Origin of the sequence: Leifsonia sp. A12D58, from assembly GCF_047530025.1 — a bacterium.
GTDB lineage: Bacteria > Actinomycetota > Actinomycetes > Actinomycetales > Microbacteriaceae > Cryobacterium.
The window spans coordinates 12,376-33,494 of the sequence record NZ_JBLJAT010000005.1 but is presented as its reverse complement, the minus strand read 5'-3'; the positions used below and the strand labels follow the sequence as shown (position 1 = coordinate 33,494).

24 protein-coding genes are annotated in these 21,119 nt (G+C 62.6%); 15 read left to right on the top strand and 9 right to left on the bottom strand.

Annotated elements, in window-relative coordinates; translation table 11 throughout:
• Window positions 1-25: 25 nt before the first annotated feature.
• Both ACMT3I_RS12680 and ACMT3I_RS12675 read left to right on the top strand, forming a co-directional pair.
• Entirely contained in the window at window positions 26-4,663 is a 4,638-nt protein-coding gene (locus tag ACMT3I_RS12680) for an ATP-dependent helicase (protein ID WP_414804869.1), read from the top strand.
• A gap of 3 nt (window positions 4,664-4,666) precedes the next feature.
• The gene (locus ACMT3I_RS12675) at window positions 4,667-5,446 is read left to right on the top strand and encodes a DNA-formamidopyrimidine glycosylase family protein (RefSeq protein ID WP_414804868.1); all 780 of its coding nucleotides are present in this window, start codon (window positions 4,667-4,669) and stop codon (window positions 5,444-5,446) included.
• Window positions 5,447-5,483: 37 nt separating this feature from the next.
• Here ACMT3I_RS12675 and ACMT3I_RS12670 read toward each other — a convergent pair whose 3' ends face one another.
• Window positions 5,484-5,846 (bottom strand): DUF1844 domain-containing protein, encoded by a 363-nt coding sequence (locus ACMT3I_RS12670; RefSeq protein WP_414804867.1) that lies wholly within the window; start codon window positions 5,844-5,846, stop codon window positions 5,484-5,486.
• A 281-nt stretch (window positions 5,847-6,127) separates the two neighbouring features.
• On the opposite strand from ACMT3I_RS12670, the gene infC reads away from it, so the two are divergent.
• The 8 genes from infC (at window position 6,128) to ACMT3I_RS12630 (ending at window position 11,708) form a co-directional block, all read left to right on the top strand.
• Window positions 6,128-6,712 carry a translation initiation factor IF-3 gene (infC, locus tag ACMT3I_RS12665; RefSeq protein WP_345069200.1) on the top strand — a complete coding sequence of 195 codons (585 nt, stop codon included), beginning with the start codon at window positions 6,128-6,130 and terminating at the stop codon, window positions 6,710-6,712.
• Window positions 6,705-6,899: a 50S ribosomal protein L35 gene (gene rpmI / locus ACMT3I_RS12660; RefSeq protein ID WP_414804866.1), complete on the top strand. Its 195-nt coding sequence runs from the start codon at window positions 6,705-6,707 to the stop codon at window positions 6,897-6,899. Before infC ends, rpmI begins: the two co-directional genes overlap by 8 nt.
• Window positions 6,900-6,929: 30 nt before the next feature.
• Entirely contained in the window at window positions 6,930-7,316 is a 387-nt protein-coding gene (gene rplT / locus ACMT3I_RS12655; protein ID WP_414804865.1) for a 50S ribosomal protein L20, read from the top strand.
• Between the two features lie 144 nt (window positions 7,317-7,460).
• Complete coding sequence (locus ACMT3I_RS12650) at window positions 7,461-8,261, top strand: TrmH family RNA methyltransferase (protein WP_414804864.1); 801 nt, start codon at window positions 7,461-7,463, stop codon at window positions 8,259-8,261.
• Between the two features lie 104 nt (window positions 8,262-8,365).
• A complete protein-coding gene (locus tag ACMT3I_RS12645) occupies window positions 8,366-9,154 on the top strand; it encodes an amino acid ABC transporter ATP-binding protein (protein WP_414804863.1) in 789 nt (262 codons plus the stop codon).
• A 57-nt stretch (window positions 9,155-9,211) separates the two neighbouring features.
• The gene (locus ACMT3I_RS12640) at window positions 9,212-10,111 is read left to right on the top strand and encodes a glutamate ABC transporter substrate-binding protein (protein WP_414804862.1); all 900 of its coding nucleotides are present in this window, start codon (window positions 9,212-9,214) and stop codon (window positions 10,109-10,111) included.
• A gap of 89 nt (window positions 10,112-10,200) precedes the next feature.
• Entirely contained in the window at window positions 10,201-10,848 is a 648-nt protein-coding gene (locus ACMT3I_RS12635; RefSeq protein WP_414804861.1) for an amino acid ABC transporter permease, read from the top strand.
• Window positions 10,845-11,708: an amino acid ABC transporter permease gene (locus tag ACMT3I_RS12630; protein WP_414804860.1), complete on the top strand. Its 864-nt coding sequence runs from the start codon at window positions 10,845-10,847 to the stop codon at window positions 11,706-11,708. Before ACMT3I_RS12635 ends, ACMT3I_RS12630 begins: the two co-directional genes overlap by 4 nt.
• A gap of 31 nt (window positions 11,709-11,739) precedes the next feature.
• Here ACMT3I_RS12630 and ACMT3I_RS12625 read toward each other — a convergent pair whose 3' ends face one another.
• The 3 genes from ACMT3I_RS12625 to ACMT3I_RS12615 all read right to left on the bottom strand — a co-directional run bounded on the left by ACMT3I_RS12625 (window position 11,740) and on the right by ACMT3I_RS12615 (window position 13,342).
• Window positions 11,740-12,150 (bottom strand): VOC family protein, encoded by a 411-nt coding sequence (locus ACMT3I_RS12625; RefSeq protein ID WP_414804859.1) that lies wholly within the window; start codon window positions 12,148-12,150, stop codon window positions 11,740-11,742.
• A gap of 169 nt (window positions 12,151-12,319) precedes the next feature.
• A complete protein-coding gene (locus ACMT3I_RS12620) occupies window positions 12,320-12,832 on the bottom strand; it encodes a hypothetical protein (protein ID WP_414804858.1) in 513 nt (170 codons plus the stop codon).
• Between the two features lie 81 nt (window positions 12,833-12,913).
• Window positions 12,914-13,342, bottom strand: coding sequence for a GNAT family N-acetyltransferase (locus tag ACMT3I_RS12615; RefSeq protein WP_414804857.1), 429 nt, complete (start codon window positions 13,340-13,342; stop codon window positions 12,914-12,916).
• 126 nt (window positions 13,343-13,468) lie between these two features.
• Between ACMT3I_RS12615 and ACMT3I_RS12610 the strand changes: the two genes are divergently transcribed.
• Entirely contained in the window at window positions 13,469-13,900 is a 432-nt protein-coding gene (locus ACMT3I_RS12610; RefSeq protein WP_414804856.1) for an SRPBCC domain-containing protein, read from the top strand.
• 29 nt (window positions 13,901-13,929) lie between these two features.
• Here the strand turns inward: ACMT3I_RS12610 and ACMT3I_RS12605 are convergent, their stop codons facing one another.
• From ACMT3I_RS12605 to ACMT3I_RS12595, 3 genes are all read right to left on the bottom strand, one after another.
• Complete coding sequence (locus tag ACMT3I_RS12605; RefSeq protein ID WP_414804855.1) at window positions 13,930-14,472, bottom strand: GNAT family N-acetyltransferase; 543 nt, start codon at window positions 14,470-14,472, stop codon at window positions 13,930-13,932.
• 163 nt (window positions 14,473-14,635) lie between these two features.
• Complete coding sequence (locus ACMT3I_RS12600) at window positions 14,636-14,767, bottom strand: hypothetical protein (RefSeq protein ID WP_414804854.1); 132 nt, start codon at window positions 14,765-14,767, stop codon at window positions 14,636-14,638.
• 45 nt (window positions 14,768-14,812) lie between these two features.
• Window positions 14,813-15,277, bottom strand: a complete 465-nt coding sequence (locus tag ACMT3I_RS12595) for a hypothetical protein (RefSeq protein ID WP_414804853.1) — start codon at window positions 15,275-15,277, stop codon at window positions 14,813-14,815.
• 185 nt (window positions 15,278-15,462) lie between these two features.
• On the opposite strand from ACMT3I_RS12595, the gene ACMT3I_RS12590 reads away from it, so the two are divergent.
• Both ACMT3I_RS12590 and ACMT3I_RS12585 read left to right on the top strand, forming a co-directional pair.
• A complete protein-coding gene (locus ACMT3I_RS12590) occupies window positions 15,463-16,011 on the top strand; it encodes a pyridoxal 5'-phosphate synthase (RefSeq protein ID WP_414804852.1) in 549 nt (182 codons plus the stop codon).
• Between the two features lie 88 nt (window positions 16,012-16,099).
• The gene (locus ACMT3I_RS12585; protein WP_414804851.1) at window positions 16,100-16,588 is read left to right on the top strand and encodes a hypothetical protein; all 489 of its coding nucleotides are present in this window, start codon (window positions 16,100-16,102) and stop codon (window positions 16,586-16,588) included.
• 16 nt (window positions 16,589-16,604) lie between these two features.
• Here the strand turns inward: ACMT3I_RS12585 and ACMT3I_RS12580 are convergent, their stop codons facing one another.
• Together ACMT3I_RS12580 and ACMT3I_RS12575 are read right to left on the bottom strand one after the other, a co-directional pair.
• Complete coding sequence (locus ACMT3I_RS12580; RefSeq protein ID WP_414804850.1) at window positions 16,605-16,913, bottom strand: transcriptional regulator; 309 nt, start codon at window positions 16,911-16,913, stop codon at window positions 16,605-16,607.
• On the bottom strand, window positions 16,906-17,376 hold the full coding sequence (locus tag ACMT3I_RS12575) for a hypothetical protein (protein WP_414804849.1): 471 nt from the start codon (window positions 17,374-17,376) through the stop codon (window positions 16,906-16,908). The genes ACMT3I_RS12580 and ACMT3I_RS12575 overlap by 8 nt, the downstream gene beginning before the upstream one ends.
• A gap of 136 nt (window positions 17,377-17,512) precedes the next feature.
• On the opposite strand from ACMT3I_RS12575, the gene pheS reads away from it, so the two are divergent.
• Both pheS and pheT read left to right on the top strand, forming a co-directional pair.
• Window positions 17,513-18,553: a phenylalanine--tRNA ligase subunit alpha gene (pheS, locus tag ACMT3I_RS12570; protein ID WP_414804848.1), complete on the top strand. Its 1,041-nt coding sequence runs from the start codon at window positions 17,513-17,515 to the stop codon at window positions 18,551-18,553.
• Window positions 18,553-21,087, top strand: coding sequence for a phenylalanine--tRNA ligase subunit beta (pheT, locus tag ACMT3I_RS12565; protein ID WP_414804847.1), 2,535 nt, complete (start codon window positions 18,553-18,555; stop codon window positions 21,085-21,087). The genes pheS and pheT overlap by 1 nt, the downstream gene beginning before the upstream one ends.
• Window positions 21,088-21,119: the final 32 nt, after the last annotated feature.

Genomic DNA, 21,119 nt, shown 5'->3' with positions numbered 1-21,119 from the left:
CGGTGGTGTCGTTCAGGATGGTCTTATGCACCCGATCACCGGACGATTCTCGGCAGCAACGCTTGCATGGTTCGGCGAGGCGTTCGATGCTCCGACCGAGGTGCAGCTGGGTGCCTGGGACGCCATCTCCCGGGGAGCACACGCTTTGGTGGTGGCGCCGACGGGTTCGGGCAAGACTCTCGCCGCTTTCCTATGGGCAATCGACAAGCTGGCGGCCGGTGGCGGCACGAGCGCTGCTGAACGCTTCGCCACTCCGGGTACGCGCGTTCTCTACATCTCGCCGCTCAAGGCGCTGGGCGTCGACGTCGAACGCAACCTGCGCGCCCCGCTCGTTGGCATCGGGCAAGCGGCGCGACGGATGGGCGAAGAACCTCCGCATGTGAGCGTCGGAGTGCGATCGGGAGATACTCCAAGTAATGTCCGGCGAACATTGCTCAAAAACCCGCCAGACATCCTGATCACTACTCCAGAGTCGCTGTTCCTGATGCTCACCTCAGCCGCACGAGACACCTTGCGTACCGTCGACACGGTGATCATCGACGAGATCCATGCGGTGGCCGCGACCAAGCGTGGCGCGCACCTGGCTCTCTCCCTGGAACGGCTCGATGCCCTGCTCGACAAGCCGGCGCAGCGCATCGGTCTCTCGGCGACGGTGCGTCCGCCGAGGGAGGTCGCCCGGTTCCTGTGTGCACGTGCGCCCGTTGAGATCGTGGCTCCGGCCAGCGGCAAACGCTTCGATCTCTCGGTCGTCGTGCCCGTCGACGACATGAGCCAGATCCAGCCACCGGCCGAGCGAGAGGGCAGCGCTGCGGCTTCGGCACCGCAAGCCGGATCAATCTGGCCGCACGTCGAAGAGTCCATCGTCGACCAAATCCTCACCCACTCCTCAGCGATAGTTTTCGCCAACTCGCGCCGCCTCGCCGAGCGGCTCACCGCCCGCTTCAACGAGATCTACGCCGAACGGCAGGCACTGGAGCTGGAGTTGGTGAGCGTCGGAGCCCCTGTCGGCGATGAAATACCCGCGTCCAGCCAACCAGGGCAAGGCGAATCGGTGCGCCCGCCGGTCGAACTGATGGGCGCTAGCGGCCAGAGTTTCGGCGCAGAACCGCTTCTCGCGCGCGCACACCACGGTTCGGTCAGCAAAGAACAACGGGCGCAGATCGAAGACGACCTCAAATCGGGAATCCTCCGCTGCGTCGTTGCCACCTCAAGCCTCGAGCTCGGGATCGACATGGGCGCCGTTGACCTGGTCGTCCAGGTCGAGTCGCCACCGTCAGTGGCTAGCGGCCTGCAGCGGGTCGGCCGGGCCGGACACCAGGTGGGAGAGATCTCGCGCGGCATCATTTACCCGAAGCACCGAGCAGACCTCATCCACTCCGCCGTCGCGGCCGAACGGATGACCGCCGGCCTGATCGAATCGATCCAGGTGCCTGCCAATCCGCTCGACATCCTCGCCCAGCAGACTGTCGCCGCCTGTGCGCTTGAGCCGATCGACGTCGAAGACTGGTTCACCATCGTGCGACACAGCGCACCGTTCGAGACGCTGCCGCGGTCGGCCTATGAAGCGACACTCGACCTGCTTGCCGGGCGGTATCCATCAGATCAGTTCGCCGAGCTTCGCCCGAGAATCATCTGGGACCGCGACGCCGGCACGCTTACCGGGCGCCCAGGAGCACAACGCCTGGCCGTCACGAGTGGCGGCACGATCCCCGATCGCGGCCTGTTCGGGGTTTTCATGGTCGGTGCCAGCGATGAGGCGACGGGGCCAGGCAGGCGGGTGGGCGAACTCGACGAAGAGATGGTCTACGAATCGCGGGTCGGCGATGTCTTCGCCCTTGGCACGACGAGCTGGCGCATCCAAGAAATTACCCACGACCGGGTGCAGGTGGTGCCTGCCTTCGGCCAGCCGGGGCGACTTCCGTTCTGGAAGGGCGATGGGCTGGGTCGTCCCGTTGAGCTTGGGAGGGCAATCGGTGCTTACCTGCGTGAAGTCGCGTCGATGCCGGCCGCAGAAGCGCGGGAGCGATGTGCGGAGGGTGGGCTCGACGACCGGGCAATCAACAACCTGCTGGCCTTCATCGACGACCAACGAACTGCGACCGGCCATCTACCCACCGACCGCACGCTGGTCGTCGAACGATTCAGAGACGAGCTGGGCGACTGGCGCGTTGTACTGCACTCGCCGTTCGGCATGCAGGTGCACGCACCGTGGGCTCTGGCCATCGGCGCACGCGTGCGTGAGCGCTTCGGGATCGATGGCAGCTGCATGGCCGCCGATGACGGCATCGTTGTGCGCATTCCCGACACGGAGAACGAACCGCCTGGTGCCGACCTTTTCGTCTTCGAACCGGATGAGCTCGAACAGCTGGTGACCGATCAGGTGGGCGGTTCTGCACTGTTTGCTTCGCGCTTCAGAGAGTGCGCCGCGCGTGCGCTGCTTCTGCCGCGTTACAACCCCGGACGACGCTCACCGCTCTGGCAACAGCGGCAGAAGGCATCTCAACTGTTGGATGTCGCCCGCGAGTTTCCGGACTTCCCGATCATCCTTGAAACGGTCAGGGAGTGCCTCCAAGATGTCTACGACCTGCCGGCGCTCACCGACCTGGCCAGGCAGATCGCGTCGCGAACCGTGCGGTTGATCGAAACAACGACCGAGGTCGCGAGTCCGTTCGCCAGCACGCTGCTGTTCGGCTACGTGGCTGCCTTCATGTACGAGGGCGACTCCCCGCTGGCTGAGCGCCGGGCGACCGCTCTGTCGATCGATTCAACGCTGTTGGCCGAACTGCTCGGCAGGGTAGAACTGCGCGAACTGCTCGATCCTGGGGTGGTCGACGAGACCGAGCTCGAGCTTCAGCGGCTGGCTCCCGGGCGCAAGGCGCGCGGACTTGAGGGTGCGGTCGATCTGCTGCGCAACCTGGGCCCGTTGACGACCGAGGAGGTCGGGCAGCGGCTGGAGAGCCCCGACGAGGCCGACGTTCACCTCGAACATCTTGTATCGGCGAAGCGGGCGATCCGGGTGCGATTCGCTGGCGGCGATTGGTGGGCCGCGATCGAAGACGCGAGTCGCCTGCGTGATGCCTTGGGGGTGCCGCTTCCGCTCGGTGTGCCAGAGGCGTTCACCCAACCTGTGGCCGACCCGCTCGGCGATCTGGTCAGCCGCTACGCCCGTACCCATGGACCTTTTGCCAGCGTCGATGTCGCCGAGCGCCTCGGCCTCGGCACGGCGGTGGCTGATGTTGCGCTGCGGCGGCTGGCCCAGGCTGGTCGAATCGTAGAAGGTGAGTTTCGCCCGGTCGGCAGCGGAGCCGAATGGTGCGACAGCGAAGTGTTGCGTCGGTTGCGGCGCCGCTCGCTCGCGGCCCTTAGACACGAGGTTGAACCCGTCGACCAGAGCGCCGTTGCCCGGTTCCTGCCGGTGTGGCAGCACGTCGGCGGCACGCTGCGAGGCATCGACGGCGTGGCCTCGGTGATCGAACAGCTCGAGGGTGTGCGCATCCCGGCCTCAGCGTGGGAATCCTTGATCTTGCCTGCGCGGGTGTCCAACTATTCGCCGACAATGCTCGACGAGCTGACGGCAACGGGCGAGGTGCTGTGGGCCGGAGCCGGATCGCTCGCCGGAAACGATGGTTGGGTGAGCTTGCACCTGACCGAAACTGCTCCGCTGACCCTGCCACTCATCCCCGATGTGGAGACGTCGCCGCTGCAACGTGAGATTCTCGCCACTTTGGGCGGTGGGGGAGCGTACTTCTTTCGGCAGCTCGCCGACGCCGTCGGCAGCCAGGATGACACCGAGCTGGTTACAGCGCTCTGGGATCTGGTCTGGGCGGGGCTGGTGAACAACGACACCTTCGCGCCGGTACGGGCGATGATCGCCGGTGGCCACACTGCTCATCGACAGGTCAGGTCAGCACCACGCTCGCGCTTGCACCGCGGACGATCGCTGCCGAGACCGACGATGCCGAGTCGAACCGGACCACCGACGGTATCCGGGCGGTGGTCGATTCTGCCGCTTGCCGAGCAGTCGGCTACCGTCAGGGCCCACGCTCTGGGCGAGACGCTCCTCGAGCGCTACGGCGTCGTCACCAGGGGAGCGGTGATGAGCGAGGGCATCACCGGGGGATTCGCGCTGGTCTACCGCACGCTGTCGAGCTTCGAAGAACTGGGCAGGGCTCGCCGCGGCTACTTCGTCGACGGGCTCGGTGCCGCGCAGTTCGCCACCGGCGGAGCCATTGATCGGCTGCGGGCTGCGCTGCCCACCGAGTCTGAACGCGAGCGGATGCGCTCCGAGGGCACGTTGGATGCCGTGGCGTTGGCGGCCACCGACCCGGCCAATCCATTCGGAGCGGCCCTGGCCTGGCCGGCGCTTCCCGAGGGCACGACGCACCGTCCTGGTCGCAAGGCCGGCGCCATTGTGGTCATCGTCGATGGCGAACTGGCTCTCTACATTGAGCGTGGAGGTAAATCAGTTGTTCTCTTCATCGACGACGACGCGGCGGTGAGTTCAGCCGCGACGGCGGTTGCTCAACTGATTACTCATGGGTCAGTCGCCCAGCTCGGCATCGAGACAGTCAATGGTGAGTTCATCCTGGGTACACCTCTGGGCAAGGCGCTGCAGCAGGTCGGGTTCGCAGCGATTCCCCGCGGGCTGAAGTTGAGGAGCTGACAAATGCCGGAGGGCGACACCGTGTATCGCACTGCGAAGAACCTCGATGGTGCCCTCGCCGGCGCCACACTCGTGCAGAGCGACTTTCGGGTACCGAGATTCGCCACCGTCGACCTGGCCGGTGAGCGAGTGCACAATGCGGCAAGTCGAGGCAAGCATCTGCTGATCAGAGTGGGCAATGCCAGCATCCACTCGCACCTGAAGATGGAGGGATCCTGGCACCTCTACCGGCCAGGGTCTCGCTGGAAGCGGCCGGCCTGGCAGGCTCGCGCAATACTGGCGACCAAGGCCTGGGTGGCTGTCGGTTTTGAACTCGGCACCCTAGAGATCGTGCCGACGGCAGAGGAGGCCGCGCTGCTCGACTATCTCGGTCCCGATCTGCTGGGCGACGACTGGGATGCGGCCGAAGCCGTCCGACGAATCGAACAACACCCCGAGCAGCCCATAATTGTCGCGCTGGCCGACCAACGAAATCTCGCCGGACTTGGCAATGAGTACGTCAACGAGTTGTGTTTTCTGCGTGGCGTGCTGCCGACGAGGCACGTCGGCGACGGCGTCAACGTGCCGGCGATGGTCGCGCTGTCCAAGCGGTTGATCACCGCGAACCGCGACCGCACGGCGCGCACGACAACGGGCGATACCAAGCCGGGCGCACGGAGTTGGGTGTTCTCTCGCGACGGCCAACCGTGTCGGCGCTGCGGAACACGCATCCTTCAGGGTTCTCTCGGTCGCACCGAACTCGAACTCCGCGACACGTACTGGTGCCCCCGCTGTCAGACGTGATGTGGGCCTGGCAGCAGCCAGACCCGGCCAGGCACTGTTAGTTGACCGGTCCGGTGTACTTCTCGCCCGGGCCCTTACCGATCGGGTCTTGAATAGCGGATGCCTCGCGGAAGGCAAGCTGGAGGGAACGCAGTCCGTCGCGCAGGCTGCGGGCGTGCATGTCCGAAATGTCGGGTGCAGCGGCAACCACCAGGCCGGCGAGAGCGTTGATGAGCTTGCGTGCTTCATCGAGGTCGGTCTGTTCATCCGGGTTGTCTGCCAGTCCGACCTTGACGGCCGCGGCACTCATCAGGTGTACTGCAGTGGTCGTGATGACCTCGATTGCAGCGACATCTGCGATGTCCCTGGTCGCCTGTGCTGCATCATTTTCTGGTGTGTTGGGCGCCGTACTGTTACTCACTGCCATCCTCTGCTAGACTCGTCCGGGCCCGAGATGAAAGTCTCGGTACGAAAGTGGAGAAACTCCCACCCGCGCTTGACCGCTACATATAGGTTACCGGGTTGTTTGCACTCCGCCGTTGTGACGCTGGTTTCCAGCTGAATGATGGTAGATAGGGTGTCGTGTGTTGAAAATGCGAAAAATTTCGCGAACGAATACCCACGTTTTCTCCTCCTTCGTCTCCAGATGGCATCCGTTATCTGTGTTTATGACCACGAAGTTTTGAGTAAGAGGAGACACGCATCAGCGATCCCCGTACAAATGACCGTATCCGCGTCCCTGAAGTTCGTCTTGTCGGCCCAGCCGGCGAGCAGATCGGGGTTGTGGCGATTGATGTTGCCCTGCGCATGGCACAGGAAGCTGACCTCGACCTCGTCGAAGTAGCTCCTACGTCCAAGCCGCCGGTTGCCAAGATCATGGACTACGGCAAGTTCAAGTACGAGGCTGCGCAGAAGGCTAAAGAAGCCAGGCGCAACCAGGCGAACACGATCCTGAAAGAGGTTCGTTTCCGCCTCAAGATTGATAAGCACGACTACGAGACCAAGCGCAAGCGCGCCGAAGGCTTCTTGAAGGCCGGCGACAAGGTCAAGGCCATGATTTTGTTCCGTGGTCGTGAGCAGTCCCGTCCCGACCAGGGCGTACGTCTGCTCCAAAGATTTGCCGAGGATGTGGCGGAGTTCGGTTCTGTTGAATCAACACCCACCATCGACGGTCGAAATATGGTCATGGTCATTGGCCCTCTGAAGAACAAGTCAGAGGTCAAGGGCGAGGCCCTCGCACACCGTGCTGCTGATAAAGCAGCGAAACAGGAGGAAAAGAATGCCTAAGCAGAAGACCCACTCCGGGGCTAAGAAGCGCTTCAAGGTAACCGGCAGCGGAAAGATCATGAAGCAGCAGGCTGGAATGCGTCACAACCTTGAGGTCAAGTCGGCGAAGCGCAAGGCTCGCCTGAACCAGGACCAGGTTCTGTCAAAGGCCGACACCAAGGTCGCCAAGAAGCTTCTCGGTCACTAAGACCCCGTATCTCGTAAGGAACTAGAAAAAATGGCAAGAGTAAAGAGGGCCGTCAACGCCCACAAGAAGCGTCGCGTCATTCTTGAGCGCGCCTCGGGTTACCGCGGACAGCGTTCACGTCTGTACCGCAAGGCCAAGGAGCAGGTCACACACTCGCTGGTCTACAGCTACCGTGACCGCCGCGCCCGCAAGGGTGACTTCCGTCGCCTGTGGATCCAGCGCATCAACGCTGCATCACGTGCGAACGGCCTCACCTACAACCGTCTGATCCAGGGCCTCGGCCTTGCAGAGATCAAGGTTGACCGTCGCATGCTGGCTGAGCTGGCCGTCAACGAGCCCGCCACCTTCGCGGCACTCGTTGAGTCAGCGAAGAAGGCCCTTCCGGCCGACACCTCGGCACCGAAGGTCGCCGCGTAGGTTTCGCAGCACTTGTCAGAACGGGAGCAGACGATTCGTCGTCTGCTCCCGTTCTGTGTTTAAGCCGCAGCATTCGATAGCCACAGCGTCCTGGCGACGGCGGGCCTGCTGCCTGACAGTGCCCTCGCCGCGTAAGCTTGAGACATGCTTGATAATCCCCGTTCCCCGCGCGTCCGCGCTGTCGCCAAACTAGAGAAGCGCGCCGCTCGCCTTGAGACCGGGCAGTTCCTGCTTGAGGGCCCTCAGGCTGTCGCCGAGGCGCTCACCTTCCGTCCTGAGCTGGTCGTCGAGCTCTTCGCAACACCGACCGCTCTTGAGCGTTACGCCGACATCGCACAGGCCGCCGAAGATGCCGACATCGAAATCGAGTTCGTCACCGAACAGGTTCTCGATGCAATGGCAGACACCGTCACCCCGCAGGGCTTCATCGCGGTGTGCCGCCAGTTCCCTGTCTCTGTCAAAGACATCTTCAACAACGAGCCCAAGCTGATCGCCATCCTTGAAGAGGTGCGCGACCCGGGCAACGCCGGCACGATCATCCGAGCAGCTGATGCTGCCGGAGCGGATGCCGTTATCCTCACCGGTCGCAGCGTTGACCTCTACAACCCCAAGGTCGTGAGATCTTCCACTGGCTCGATCTTCCACCTGCCCGTTGCCGTCGGCGCGAACTTGTCCGATGTGCGCGACCGTGCTCGTGCAGCCGGCCTGCAGATCATCGCAGCTGACATCAAGGGTGACGACTTACTGACGGCCCGTAACGACGGCGTGCTTGCGGCGCCGACCGCGTGGTTGTTCGGCAACGAGGCTCGTGGCCTCACCGACGACGACCTGCTGCTCACCGACAAATCGATCTCCGTGCCCATCTATGGCCACGCCGAGTCGATGAACCTGGCGACTGCGGCATCCGTCTGCCTGTACGAAAGTGCATTCGCGCAGCGAAGCTAGTGCGTGCACGCGGGCGTACTGAATGTGCGCCCGCGTGTTACAAATAGGTAACCGACACTCATATGTCGTAGGGCAGACGCTTCTTCTACCCTAGGTTGAGGGGTATGGAGCCGACCGAGTCTTCGCCAGCCACCTCGAACTTTGCAGTGCGCCGAGGTGAGCCGCTCGTCGTTGTGAGTAACGTCAACAAGCATTTCGGCGACCTTCACGTGCTGAAGGACATCAACGCCCAGGTCAATCGCGGCGAGGTTGTCGTCGTGATCGGGCCGAGTGGCTCTGGTAAGTCAACGCTGTGCCGGGCGATCAATCGCCTCGAGACGATCGACGACGGTGTCATCACCATCGACGGCAACGTCCTGCCTAAAGAGGGCAAAGCCCTGGCGCATTTGCGCGCCGACGTGGGCATGGTCTTCCAGTCATTCAACCTCTTCGCGCACAAGACGGTCCTCGAAAACGTCACGCTGGGCCCGATCAAGGTGCGCGGTGTTTCGCGGAGAGACGCTGAAGCCCGCGCGATGCAGCTGCTTGAGCGCGTCGGCGTCGCCAATCAGGCAAAGAAGATGCCTGCCCAGCTGTCCGGCGGCCAGCAGCAGCGTGTGGCAATCGCCCGGGCCCTGGCTATGGACCCGAAGGTGATCCTGCTCGACGAGCCCACCAGCGCCCTCGACCCCGAGATGATCAACGAAGTACTCGAGGTGATGATCGACCTGGCGAACGACGGCATGACGATGATCGTCGTAACCCACGAGATGGGCTTCGCTCGCAAGGCCGCCGATCGCGTCATTTTCATGGCCGACGGCGAAATCGTCGAAGAGGCGACCCCCGAAGAATTCTTCACCACTCCCCAGAGCACGAGAGCCAAAGAGTTTTTGTCGAAACTGCTCTCGCACTAAGTGCGAGTTCACACAGTCGGGGCGGCGTGCCGTCCCGCACCAAGAAAGGGACGAAATATGCGAAAGAGAATCACTCTTCTGGCCGTTGTTGCGGTCACTGCACTCGCCTTGTCTGGATGTTCGAATTCGGATTCGGGAACGACAGATTCGACCGACGCCGGTTCAGGCTCGGATGCCGCACTGTTCGAGGTTGCGAGCAACGTCGACTTGACGGGCAGCCCCACCTTCGACGCGATGACCGAACGTGGCTCGGTCAAGGTCGGTGTGAAGGAAGACCAGCCCGGCCTCGGCTACCTCGACGCAGCAACGGGGGAGCGCACCGGATTCGACATTGAGATCGCCCAGTGGATCGCCGCAACTTTGGGCTTCCCCGAAGACAAGATCGAGTTCACCGCGATCCCGAGCGCCAACCGTGAGTCCGCGATCGTCAATGGTGATATCGACTACTACGTCGGTACATACTCGATCACCGACAAGCGCAAGGAGCAGGTCGACTTCGCTGGTCCGTACTTCGTGACAGGACAGGGTCTGCTCGTAGCAGCAGACAACACTGATATCACCAGCGAGAAGGACCTGGCAGGCAAGACTGTCTGCTCTGCAACGGGTTCGACGCCTATCCAGAACATCAAAGACAACTTTCCCGACACTAAGACTGTCGAGTTCGATACCTACTCGCAGTGTGTCGAGGCGTTGAAAGATGGGTCGGCAGATGCTGTCACGACCGACGAAGCCATCCTGATCGGCTATGCAGCCCAGGAGCCTGACAGCCTCAAGGTTGTCGGCGAACCGTTCACCGTTGAGAAGTACGGCGTCGGCCTGCCGAAGGGCGACGACGCACTGCGTGCCTACATCAACGACATGTTCACCAACGGTGGCGACACGTGGACCGCAATCTATGACTCGACGCTTGGTCAGTCGGGCACCACAGTTGAGCAGCCGGCCGTCGACGCGTACTAAATAGACACCAATTAGTACGCAGAACCTGCCGATGGCAGTCCCATTCAGGGACTGCCATCGGATCGGCACCGGGATGAGAGGAATCCAGCGTGGACACACTGCTCAACAACCTTGACCTGTTTGTCAGCGGGTTCCAGAACACTCTCGTATTGTTCTTTTTCTCCGCAATTTTTGCGCTGATCCTCGGCATCATCGTCGGGGCGATGCGGGTGTCACCCGTGCCGGTGATGCGGGGGGTGGGCACCGTCTACGTGAACCTGATCCGCAATACACCGCTGACGCTGATCATGTTCTTTTTTGCCTTCGGCTATCCGAAGCTTGGTCTCGGGCACGCGTCGTTCACCGTGCTGGCCATCATCGCACTCAGTATCTACACGGCGACGTACGTGGCCGAGGTGCTGCGTTCAGGATTCAACACGGTGCCCGTCGGCCAGGCAGAGGCGGCCAGAGCGATTGGCTTGCCCTTCGTGCAGACCATGTCGCTCGTCATCATGCCGCAGGCCATGCGCGCTGTCATTCCACCGATGATGAGTGTTTTCATCGCGTTGCTGAAAAATACAACCGTCGCCGCCGGCTTCTCGGTGGCGGAGGCCGGCACGATCAGGGCCAATCTCTCTGAGCGTGGTGAGCCGGCCATCGTTGTGCTGCTCTGGGTCGCGGCGGTCTTCGTGGTGCTGGTCGGACTTCTCTCGCTCTTGCAGCGATATTTTGAGCGTCGATGGAAGGTACTGCGATGACCAACGTGCTGTACGACGTGCCGGGGCCGCGTGCCATTCGTCGCAATCGCATCCTCGGAGTCATCACGGTGCTCATCGTGGCGGCCGGTCTGGCGTTCGTCATTTATCGCTTCGCCGTCACCGGCCAGTTTTCGCAGGAGAAATGGCGAATCTTTAGCTTTCCTCTGGTGCAGAAGACGATTCTCGAGGCCACGCTATCGACTCTCACCGCGTTCGGCCTCGCCGCGGTGTTCTCGCTGATTCTGGGGCTTCTGCTGTCGATCGGGCGGTTGTCAGATCGCGCCTGGGTGCGCGTGCCGACCACCCTGTTCCTTGAGCTGTTCAGGGCGATCCCCGTGCTGATCTTGATGATGATCATGTACTACGGGCTGCCGCCCCTCGGCTTCACGTTCATCACACCCCTGGTGGCTGTCGTGACGGCGCTCACCCTTTACAACGGTTCAGTGCTGGCCGAAGTTTTCCGTGCCGGCGTGCAATCGTTGCCGAACGGTCAGAGCGAGGCAGCGTACGCGATCGGGCTGCGCAAGAGCGCGGTCATGCGCCTTGTGCTCTACCCGCAGGCCATCCGCGCCATGATGCCGGTGATTATTTCGCAGCTCGTCGTTGTGCTGAAAGACACTGCGCTCGGCTTTATCGTCACGTTCCACGAGCTGCTCTACCTCGCGAAGTTCTATGGTGCTCAGGTGACGTACGGGTCACCGATCATCCCGGCAACCATCGTCTTCGGCGCCATCTACGTCGCGCTCTGTCTGCTTTTGGCTGCATTGGCAAAGTGGGTCGAGATTCGCAGCCGTCGCAGCCTGCGAGTGTCCAAGCCCGTCGATGTGCAGAAGGTCGAGCTGCAGGTGAACGAAATCTAGCGGATGGTGTCGGTCCGGATTACGAGCGATCTCATTGCGCGCCTACCGCAGTCTGGCGTTCGGCGTCGCTGCGCAGAATACAGAACTCGTTGCCTTCTGGATCAGCCAGCACCACCCAGCCTGTCCCATCCGGTAGGCGGCGATCGGCTATCTCGCGCGCTCCCAATGTGAGCAGCCGGGCGAGTTCTTGATCACGGATGCCGTCCGCCGGCTTCAGATCCAAGTGCACGCGATTCTTGATCTGCTTGGTATCTGGAACTTCGATGAAGAGCAGTCGCTGAGCGCCGTCGGCCGACGAAATCATGCACTCCTCGTCGCCCGGCTTGTTGGCGTCGTCAGGGTCGTCGATGAAGTTGAGCACGTTGCCCCAAAAGACTGACTGCGCAAAGGCGTCGATGCTGTCGAAGGACGTGTGGGAGATCAAAGCGGCCATGGCGATCATCCTAAGTGGCGAGCGTGCAGGGAGCGCGGGTTTCCCCGGTCAGTGAGGATCGATGGTTCTCTGGTCACTCCGAAATACCGTTCTGAACTTCCCGCTCATATGAGCCGGAAGTTCAGAAGCCGTATGTGAATGCTGCATGCGACCGGGACCTGCATCCGCTCGCACGCGGCTACGATGCGACATTGGTCTCCGACGCGCACATCACCGTGCTCGATCGGAGCTGGAGAATCGTCGCCGCGCCAATGGCCAGAATAGACAGAAAGGCAGTCAGGCTCGTCATGTAGAGGACCCCGGCCCAGATGGTGTGCGCTCCTCCACCAACGGCATAGGTGTCAGCGATATCCATCCCAAGAGCGAACCCGCTGCCGAATGTTACGAAAGCTCCCAGAGCCAGGATCGCAAGAAATATGACTGCCATGACGAGGGCAGACATTCGCCGCCGGATACCGAGGACGGCGGCAGCCAGGGCGAGGACGACGCCGAAACCGGCGCTGATGATGACGCTCGTGATGTCACCCCTCACATCCATGCCGGCTTCCAACAGTCGAGCGTGGATCTCGGCGAGGCTTTGGCCTGGCACCGCGGCGAGTGGATCAAGTACTAACGCTTGGGTCGCCATGAGCGCGGCATAGACGGCTACGACCACGACACCGACGACGGCCACCCACATACGCTGCCTCATGCGTCAAACCTAGGGCACCGAGGTTGCGGTGAGGAGATTCCGCCTAGATATCCGGCCTGACCGACTAACGGCTCGAAACAATCACGAATTTGGATTGTAGAGGCGTTCCATCCACGCTTCGCTTGTGGCCAGGGGAGCGAACCCGAACTTGGCATACAGACCGTGCGCATCATCGGTCGAGAGAGCGATACGCCGTAGCCCGAGGGGGCGGCAATGCTCAACGATTCCCTCCACCAGAAGCGCTCCGATGCCGTGACCACGAACTTCAGGGTCGACAAAGACGTCGCACAGCCAGGCAAATGTCACTCCATCGGTGACCATCCGCGCGTATGCAACCTGCTTGTTCGACGCGGTGTCGAAGACACCAAAGTTTCGAGACCCGTCTATCGCTGCGTCCTGTCGGGCGCGGGAGCGTCCGGGCGCCCAATACGACTGCTCACTGATCCAGCGATGAACCGTGTCCCGGTCGATCTCTGCGATATCCGATGAGAAGCGATAGTGAGCAGTCATGAAGTCATCTAACCAGCCAGGTCGTGCAGGATCGTCTGGTAGAGAGTGTGATCCTGCCAGATCCCGGCATCCAGCCACTTTCCCTTTGTGAGACGCGCGCGGGGACACCGGCATAGGTTGAAGAGCATGAAAGATAACTATGTTGCGACGTCGACGATCACGATCGACGCGACGCCCGAGCGAATCTGGTCTGTGATCACTGATCCCATTGCGGCCAAGGAATTCATGTTCGGCACGGATCTCGTCACAGATTGGGCGGTGGGTGGCCCGATTCGATGGCGCGGTGTGTGGAAGGGTAAGGAGTACGAAGACAAAGGTGAAATTCTCGAGATCGAGCCCGGGCGCAAGCTCGTGACCACTCACTTCAGTCCGCTGACGGGTGAAGCGGATGTACCGGAGAATTACCACACCCTCACCTGGACGCTCGAGGAGGTCGGGGACACGAGCCGGCTGACGCTCGCACAGGACAATAATGGAAGCCCCGAAGCTGCGGCCCATTCGCAGGGCATGTGGGACAGTCTCGTGCACAGCGTCAAAGCGATCGCCGAGCGGGACTAGAACCGATAGCGGATCGCCTCACGGTCGCCCTATTCGTGCAGGACAGCCTGGTAGAGATTGTGATCCTGCCAGGTTCCTGCGATGTGCAAGTATCGCGGGGCCATCCCGATCAGTTGGAACCCGGCTGTTAGTAGTACCCGCTGCGAACCGACGTTGTGAAGCAACGTGCTCGCCTCGATGCGGTGCAGCCCGAGATCATCACGCGCGGTTCTGACGATCTCTCTCACCGCTGCTGTCGCCAGTCCTCGGCCTGCGTACTGACTATCGACCCAGTAGCCCAGCCCCGCACTCTGGAATGGACCACGCACGATACCGGCAAGGTTGAATCGGCCTACGAGGGTGTCACCGTCAAATAGGCCGAGAGGATGCCCCTCGCCGGATCCGGTCGCCACAAGCCGACGAGCAATATCTTCGGCCTGCCACGGTTCGGTGTAATAGTCGTCGGGGCGAACGGGCTCCCACGGCGTCAAATACGCACGGTTGCGCACATATGCGGCGGTAAGTGCTGGTGCATCGCTCTCGCGAAGTACGCGCATGATGACGTCTTTATTGAGCTGTTGCTTTTCAAACACTGGGTAACTCTAGCCACAATCGTTTCGCGGTCGTGTCCTCAGGTGCGCCAGTGGACCAGTGGGACCAGTGCGCCGGTGTCGAACGCAGAAGACGGCACACTGCGACGCCCGTCAGACCGCGTCTGTGATGGCGAGGATGAATAACCCCGCGATCATCTGATCGTCAAGGAAAGGGATACGTGCGGTGCATCTGCGCATCAAATCGGTCGGTGACTTCCGTCCAGTCTCCGCGGGAGAGCGCGTCGATAACGGTCACGGCGAGGTTCTTGGCTTCGAGCAGGGGTGTGGTGTTCATCGGTTCTCCTGTTCGTGGATCGATTGGTGGGCCGAATTTCCGGAGTCAGTTCGTATTCATCGGAGTGATGAGGAGATCGACTGACCCAAACGGGAAGGGATAGTAGAAGGTGGCAGCACCGTTCCACGTGGTGATGGGGATCTTGGCAAACCAGATCTGACTAATGACCACGGAGGCGAGGGCGAGAATCACGACCCAGGCCGCGGCTCGATCGAGGTAGCGCAACGCTGTGGGGAGATTGCCTGCCCGGCGGAGAACGGAGTTTAGCGATCCGATCACGATCGCGATGATCCCGACGTAGACGAAGAAGCTCGGGTGGAGTGTCAGGCTAATGCAGCTCTGAGCGGGGTCGATGACGTTGCCAGCGGCATCTGTGAACGGACCATCGACACTCGAACCCCCGGGGCAATAGCTCGCGCTCGCCGTTGTGAGAGCGCCATACCCGACTGCCGCGAGTGCAGCGAGCAGGGTGAGGCGACGGATGCGGGCCACGATCTGTATGGTCGGCAAATTGCCCGACTCTTGGAGCGGTTCAGGCTGCGTAGTTAATTGCATGTGACTCTCCGATTCGCCGACGTGGGATCGGTGTGAGCGTACCGACGGCATCCGGTCGTTGTCCACCACTTGCTCCGACGAGTGCAGGCTCGCGTCGCGACCTTGCTCGGTGACGCGAAATGACGTGAGACAGTTGCTGCATGACGACTGTTACAGCGGCGAAGTTGAGGACGATCCCGAGTCTCTCAGGGACAAGCCCTGTGCTCGATCTCACCCGACTTCCCGCGGATCCGGTGACATTCTTCTATGAGTGGCTCGATGGCGCGCTCGCCTCACAGGTGGCAGAGCCCTTGGCAATAACGCTCGCGACGGTCGATGCAGACGGAGCCCCGAACGCGAGAACACTGATCGTCAAAGACATCGATGATCGCGGCTGGGCATTCGCTGGTCCCCGAGAAAGCGCCAAGGGTATCGAGCTGGCGAGCCATCCAGCCGCAGCGCTGAACTTTTGGTGGCAGCCCCTCGTTCGAGCTATTCGAGTGAGGGGCCCGGTTGTCGAGGCAAGTCGAGCCGACAGCGAAGCAGACTTCGCTCTACGAAGCGCCGCGGCGCGCAGAGACCTCGACAGTCGAGACTGGGTTCTCTGGCGTTTGCAGGCCGAGCGAGTCGAATTTTGGCAAGGGTCGCCTGATCGACAACACATCCGAATCATCTACCGCTTCATCGACGGTGTCTGGTCACTCAGCTAGATCAGCTCTCGCGCCCGGGATCCGTTCCCCCATAGGGTGTGGAACATGAGCTGCGCCAGACAGCTCCCTCTCCTCAAGAAAGGCCCCAATGGCATCCCGAACATCCAACCTCTCGCTGGTCCTCGTCGTCATCTTGGCGCTCAGCGCTTGTTCCGCATCGGATGCGGCCGGAGGGAGTTCGTCGTCACCCGGGGGAGCGATCGAGTTAGCAGTATCAGAGACGTGCGCTGACACGGCAGACCCGGAGTGCGTCGCGGTCAACGGCCAGAGCGTTCTGCTGCCATCCGCATTTGAACTGGCCGAGGTTGAGGATGCCACGGTCACCGAAGCCGGCGGACAGAATGCAGTTGGTGTGACGTTCACCAAAGACGGGGCAGAGGTCTTCCACACGCTGACGGAGAAGGCGGCCCAAGACGGAAGTTCGGCGCGCCTGGTCATCAAGATCGGTGACGAGATGCGGGTTGCCGTTTCTGTGCCTGAAGCGATGACGGGCGACCAGGTTCAGATCATGCTTTCGCCAGACCAGAACGCCCAGGAAGTCGTCGATCTCATCCATGGCGCCGGAGCAGAAGGGTAAGCCGGAGCGTGAGTCGTCAGGACTTGGTAGTGCCCGCTATCTCCTGAAGTGCCCGCACGTGCGCATCGAATGCCGCCTTCCCTGCCGTGGAGAGCGACAACCACATGAGGCGACGCGCATCGCCGCGGTCTGCAGACGCTGCCTTGTCTGACACAACGTATCCAGCCGCGATCAAGGTCTTCACGTGCTTGGACAGCGTTGCGTCCGACACATCCAGCGCTCGCCGGAGAACAGTGAAGTCGAGGCGGTCGACGGGGCGAAGCAGCCCGCAGATGCGCAGCCGCAGCGGCGCATGGATGATCTCGTCGAAGCGCACCTCATCCACGACGGAGCTTCTCAACTGCAGAACGGTAGCCCACGCCGGCCCGCCAGGTTGTCGAGACGAACGCCACAACGCTGGTGAGGGCGACGGCCCAGTGCAGCCCAAATGAAACGAGGCCAAGAGAGACGCTGAAGAGTGCGAGGCAGCTGAGCAGGATTCCGATCACCGCCCACCCGGCGCGCGATCCCATACTCCGGAACCGGATGCCCGTTTCTCGGCGGATCAGGTACGTGACCACCAGAACGACGGCCAAGGCTAGCCCGAGGGTCGTCGGCGGTTCGTATTCCGCGCCTGGCGAGGTGGCAGCAGCAGCAGCACCGACCCACCATGCAGCCACTCCTCCGAAACCAGCGAGGAGTGGCCAGGGAACACTGATGCTATCCGCGAGACGACCGCGATCTGTCGTCAGCTCGTTCAAAGCGTGGAGGGCATCGTCAGGCGACGGCGCGTGAAAGTGACTTTCCATGACGGAAAGACTATGTGTTCCTTTCCGTCATAGCAAGTGACTTGGGGATCGACCGGTAGCTTATTGAAGCGGGATGCGCGGCATCACGATGCCCAATAGGGCTCGTCATCCGCTCATCGGACTAAACTTGTGACTCGTGTCTGACCCCACTGAAATCACCGAACCAGCCGTCCAGGCGGCCGTCGATGCAGCCCTAGAGGCCATCAACGCCGCGAACGATTCCGCAGCTCTCAAAGCAGTGCGCAGCGAACACGCCGGAGAGGGTTCCCCCCTGGCCAAGTTCAACGCCCTGATGCGCAGCGTGCCTGGCGACCAGAAGGCCGCCGCTGGCAAGATCGTCGGGCAGGCGAGGGCTCGCGTCAACCAGGCGCTCACTGCACGCGAGACCGCGATTCTCGAGGCAGAGGCAACGGCTCAGTTGGCAGCCGAAGCCGTCGACGTGACGGCCGCAGCCTCCACCTGGCAGCCCGGCGCGCGTCATCCGCTCACCCTTTTGCAGGAGCGCGTCGCAGATGTGTTCGTCGGCATGGGCTGGGAAGTCGCAGAAGGCCCTGAGCTCGAAAGCGAATGGTTCAACTTCGACGCCCTCAACTTCGACGAGGACCACCCGGCCCGCGCGATGCAGGACACCTTCTTCATCGAGCCGACGGATGCCCACCTCGTGCTCCGCACGCACACCTCGCCCGTGCAGCTGCGCGCGCTGCTCAGCCGCGAACTGCCCGTTTACGTCGTGGCGCCGGGCCGCGTGTACCGCACAGACGAGCTCGATGCCACTCACACCCCGGTCTTCAACCAGATCGAGGGCATCGCCATCGACAAGGGCCTCACGATGGCCCACCTGCGCGGGACGCTCGACCACTTCGTCAAGGCATTGTTCGGCGACGAGGCCAAGGTGCGTCTGCGCCCCAACTACTTCCCGTTCACCGAGCCGAGCGCAGAGCTCGACCTGTGGCACCCGACATTCAAGGGCGGCGCGCGCTGGATCGAGTGGGGTGGATGCGGCATGGTCAATGCCAACGTGCTCCGCTCGGCCGGTATCGACCCCGATGTCTACTCAGGCTTCGCGTTCGGCGTTGGTGTCGAACGTGCGTTGATGTTCAGAAACGATGTGAAAGATATGCGAGACATGGTCGAAGGCGATGTTCGGTTCAGCCAGCAGTATGGGATGGCCGTCTGATGCGCGTTCCCCTGAGTTGGCTCGGCGAGTACGTCGACCTTGAGCCGGGCACGACGCCCGAAGACGTCCACGCCGCGCTGGTCAGCGTCGGTCTGGAAGAAGAAGACATCCACCGCTTCGAGTTGAGCGGCCCGATCGTTGTCGGCGAGGTGCTCTCGTTCGACGAGGAGCCGCAGTCAAACGGCAAGACGATTCGCTGGTGCCAGGTGCGTGTCGCACCCGGCGACGAGACGGCAGCGGATGGCGGCCCAGCAGTTCACGGCATCGTCTGCGGTGCCCACAACTTCGTCGTCGGCGACAAGGTCGTCGTGACCCTGCCCGGCGCCGAGCTTCCAGGCCCGTTCCCGATCGCTGCCCGCAAGACCTACGGCCACGTGTCGGACGGCATGATCGCCTCCGCCCGCGAGCTCGGTCTCGGCGAGGAGCACGACGGTATCCTGCGCCTGATCACGCTGGGCCTTGATCCTGAGGTCGGTACCGACGCCATCCGTCTGCTCGGCCTGGATGACGCGGCCGTCGAAGTGAACGTCACCCCAGACCGCGGCTACGCATTCTCGATTCGCGGCATCGCCCGCGAGTACTCCCACGCCACAGGGGCGACGTTCCGCGACCCGGCCCTGTCGGTACCTCCCGTTGTAACTGCCTCTGAATTCCCGGTGACGATCGCCGACCAGGCGCCGATCCGTGGCCGCGTGGGCTGCTCGGTCTTCGTCACCCGCACCGTGCGCGACATCGATCAGAGCCGCAAGACCCCGGCATGGATGATCGCCAGGCTCAAGCTGGCCGGTATCCGCTCGATCTCGCTCGTGGTCGACATCACCAACTACGTGATGCTCGAACTTGGCCAGCCGACCCACGCCTACGACCTCGACAAGCTCGACGGTGGCATCACTGTGCGCCGCGCGAACCCCGGCGAGAAGCTCACCACCCTTGATGACGTCACGCGCACGCTGAGCGAAGAAGACTTGCTCATCACTGACGGTTCCGGCCCCATCGGCCTGGCCGGCGTCATGGGCGGAGCAACGACCGAGATCAGCGACTCCAGTCGCAACGTGCTCATCGAGGCCGCCAACTTTGACCCCGTATCGATCGCGCGTTCGGCTCGTCGTCACAAGCTGCCGAGCGAAGCATCCAAGCGCTTCGAGCGCGGCGTTGACCCGGCAGTCGCCGTTGTCGCGGCGGCTCGAGTCGTGCAGCTGCTCGTTGAACTTGCGGGGGGAGTCGCCGACGACCTCGGCTCGTTGCACGACACGTCGACGGATGCCACCCCCATCGAATTGCCGACCGGTTTCGTTTCAGGTCTGATCGGTCTGGAGTACACCGCAGATGAGGTGCGCTCCTCGCTCGCTGAGATCGGTGCATCGCTGGAAGAAACCGGCGCCGGCCTGTTGGTCACCCCGCCGACCTGGCGTCCCGACCTCACCGACAAGTGGACCCTGGCCGAGGAAGTCGCCCGCATCGTTGGATACGACCGCATCCCGTCTGTGTTGCCCGTTGCCCCTCCAGGCCGCGGACTGACGCTGGCCCAGACCCTGCGCCGTACCGTCGCCACCACGCTGGCAGCGACGGGGCACACCGAGGTGCTCGCGTACCCGTTCGTGTCCGAAGCCGCCAACGACCTGTTCGGTTCGCCCGAAGCCGGCGCGGTGCCGCAGATTAAGGTTGCCAATCCGCTCGACGGCGAAGTGCCGTTCCTGCGCACGTCGATCCTGCCCGGTCTTCTGCAGGTCGCGCACCGCAACCGGTCGCGCGGCCTGACCGACCTGGCAATTTACGAGCTCGGTCTTGTCTTCCGCCCTGTCGCCGGTGTGACATACGGTAACCCCGTCGTGCCGCCCGGCGCCGTGCGCCCGAGCGCCGACCTCGAAGCGACGCTGAACGCGGGCATCCCACCGCAGCCGCTGTTCGTCGGCGCTGTGCTCACCGGCAACCTCGTTCGTCACCAGCCGGGACTCCCTGCGATGGCGTTCGGCTGGCAGGACGCATTGGCTACTGCCCAGCAGGTCGCGCTGGCGACCGGTGTTGCGATTCACGTACGCCAGGGAACACATGCCGCCATGCACCCCGGCCGCACCGCCGAACTGTTCATCACCACCGATGCCGGAGACGAGGTTGTGGGTTACGCCGGTGAACTGCTGCCGACTGTCGCCCGTTCATACGACCTTCCGTCGGTCGTCGGCGTCGCCGAGATCAACCTCAGTGCCGTCTTCGCCGCTGCTGCGCACGAGATCGTCGCAACGCCGATCGGCACGAAGCCGGCCGCAACTCAGGACCTGTCGTTGGTCGTGGCAGTCGACGTGCCCGCTGCCGACGTTCGTCAGGCCGTCATCGATGGCGCAGGCGAACTGCTTGAGAGCGCCGAACTCGTTGACGACTACCGCGGTACCGGTGTGCCGGACGGCCTCAAGTCACTCACCTTCGCGCTGCGCTTCCGGGCGCCGGACCGCACGCTGACCGCTGCGGAGGCTAGTGACGCGAAGCTGGCCGGTGTTGCCGTGGCTGCCGCCCGGTTCAATGCGAGCCTGCGCGAGTAACACTCAGCGCTGACGTCAATATCAGTCGAAAT

Excerpts from the sequence above, each read along its gene's own strand:
- ACMT3I_RS12680 (WP_414804869.1), top strand. The coding sequence starts at position 26 with ATGCACCCGATCACCGGACGATTCTCGGCAGCAACGCTTGCATGGTTC.
- ACMT3I_RS12675 (WP_414804868.1), top strand. The coding sequence starts at position 4,667 with ATGCCGGAGGGCGACACCGTGTATCGCACTGCGAAGAACCTCGATGGT.
- rpmI (WP_414804866.1), top strand. The coding sequence starts at position 6,705 with ATGCCTAAGCAGAAGACCCACTCCGGGGCTAAGAAGCGCTTCAAGGTA.
- rplT (WP_414804865.1), top strand. The coding sequence starts at position 6,930 with ATGGCAAGAGTAAAGAGGGCCGTCAACGCCCACAAGAAGCGTCGCGTC.
- ACMT3I_RS12650 (WP_414804864.1), top strand. The coding sequence starts at position 7,461 with ATGCTTGATAATCCCCGTTCCCCGCGCGTCCGCGCTGTCGCCAAACTA.
- ACMT3I_RS12645 (WP_414804863.1), top strand. The coding sequence starts at position 8,366 with ATGGAGCCGACCGAGTCTTCGCCAGCCACCTCGAACTTTGCAGTGCGC.
- ACMT3I_RS12640 (WP_414804862.1), top strand. The coding sequence starts at position 9,212 with ATGCGAAAGAGAATCACTCTTCTGGCCGTTGTTGCGGTCACTGCACTC.
- ACMT3I_RS12630 (WP_414804860.1), top strand. The coding sequence starts at position 10,845 with ATGACCAACGTGCTGTACGACGTGCCGGGGCCGCGTGCCATTCGTCGC.
- ACMT3I_RS12625 (WP_414804859.1), bottom strand. The coding sequence starts at position 12,150 with ATGATCGCCATGGCCGCTTTGATCTCCCACACGTCCTTCGACAGCATC.
- ACMT3I_RS12620 (WP_414804858.1), bottom strand. The coding sequence starts at position 12,832 with ATGAGGCAGCGTATGTGGGTGGCCGTCGTCGGTGTCGTGGTCGTAGCC.
- ACMT3I_RS12615 (WP_414804857.1), bottom strand. The coding sequence starts at position 13,342 with ATGACTGCTCACTATCGCTTCTCATCGGATATCGCAGAGATCGACCGG.
- ACMT3I_RS12610 (WP_414804856.1), top strand. The coding sequence starts at position 13,469 with ATGAAAGATAACTATGTTGCGACGTCGACGATCACGATCGACGCGACG.
- ACMT3I_RS12600 (WP_414804854.1), bottom strand. The coding sequence starts at position 14,767 with ATGAACACCACACCCCTGCTCGAAGCCAAGAACCTCGCCGTGACCGTT.
- ACMT3I_RS12590 (WP_414804852.1), top strand. The coding sequence starts at position 15,463 with ATGACGACTGTTACAGCGGCGAAGTTGAGGACGATCCCGAGTCTCTCA.
- ACMT3I_RS12585 (WP_414804851.1), top strand. The coding sequence starts at position 16,100 with ATGGCATCCCGAACATCCAACCTCTCGCTGGTCCTCGTCGTCATCTTG.
- ACMT3I_RS12575 (WP_414804849.1), bottom strand. The coding sequence starts at position 17,376 with ATGGAAAGTCACTTTCACGCGCCGTCGCCTGACGATGCCCTCCACGCT.
- pheT (WP_414804847.1), top strand. The coding sequence starts at position 18,553 with ATGCGCGTTCCCCTGAGTTGGCTCGGCGAGTACGTCGACCTTGAGCCG.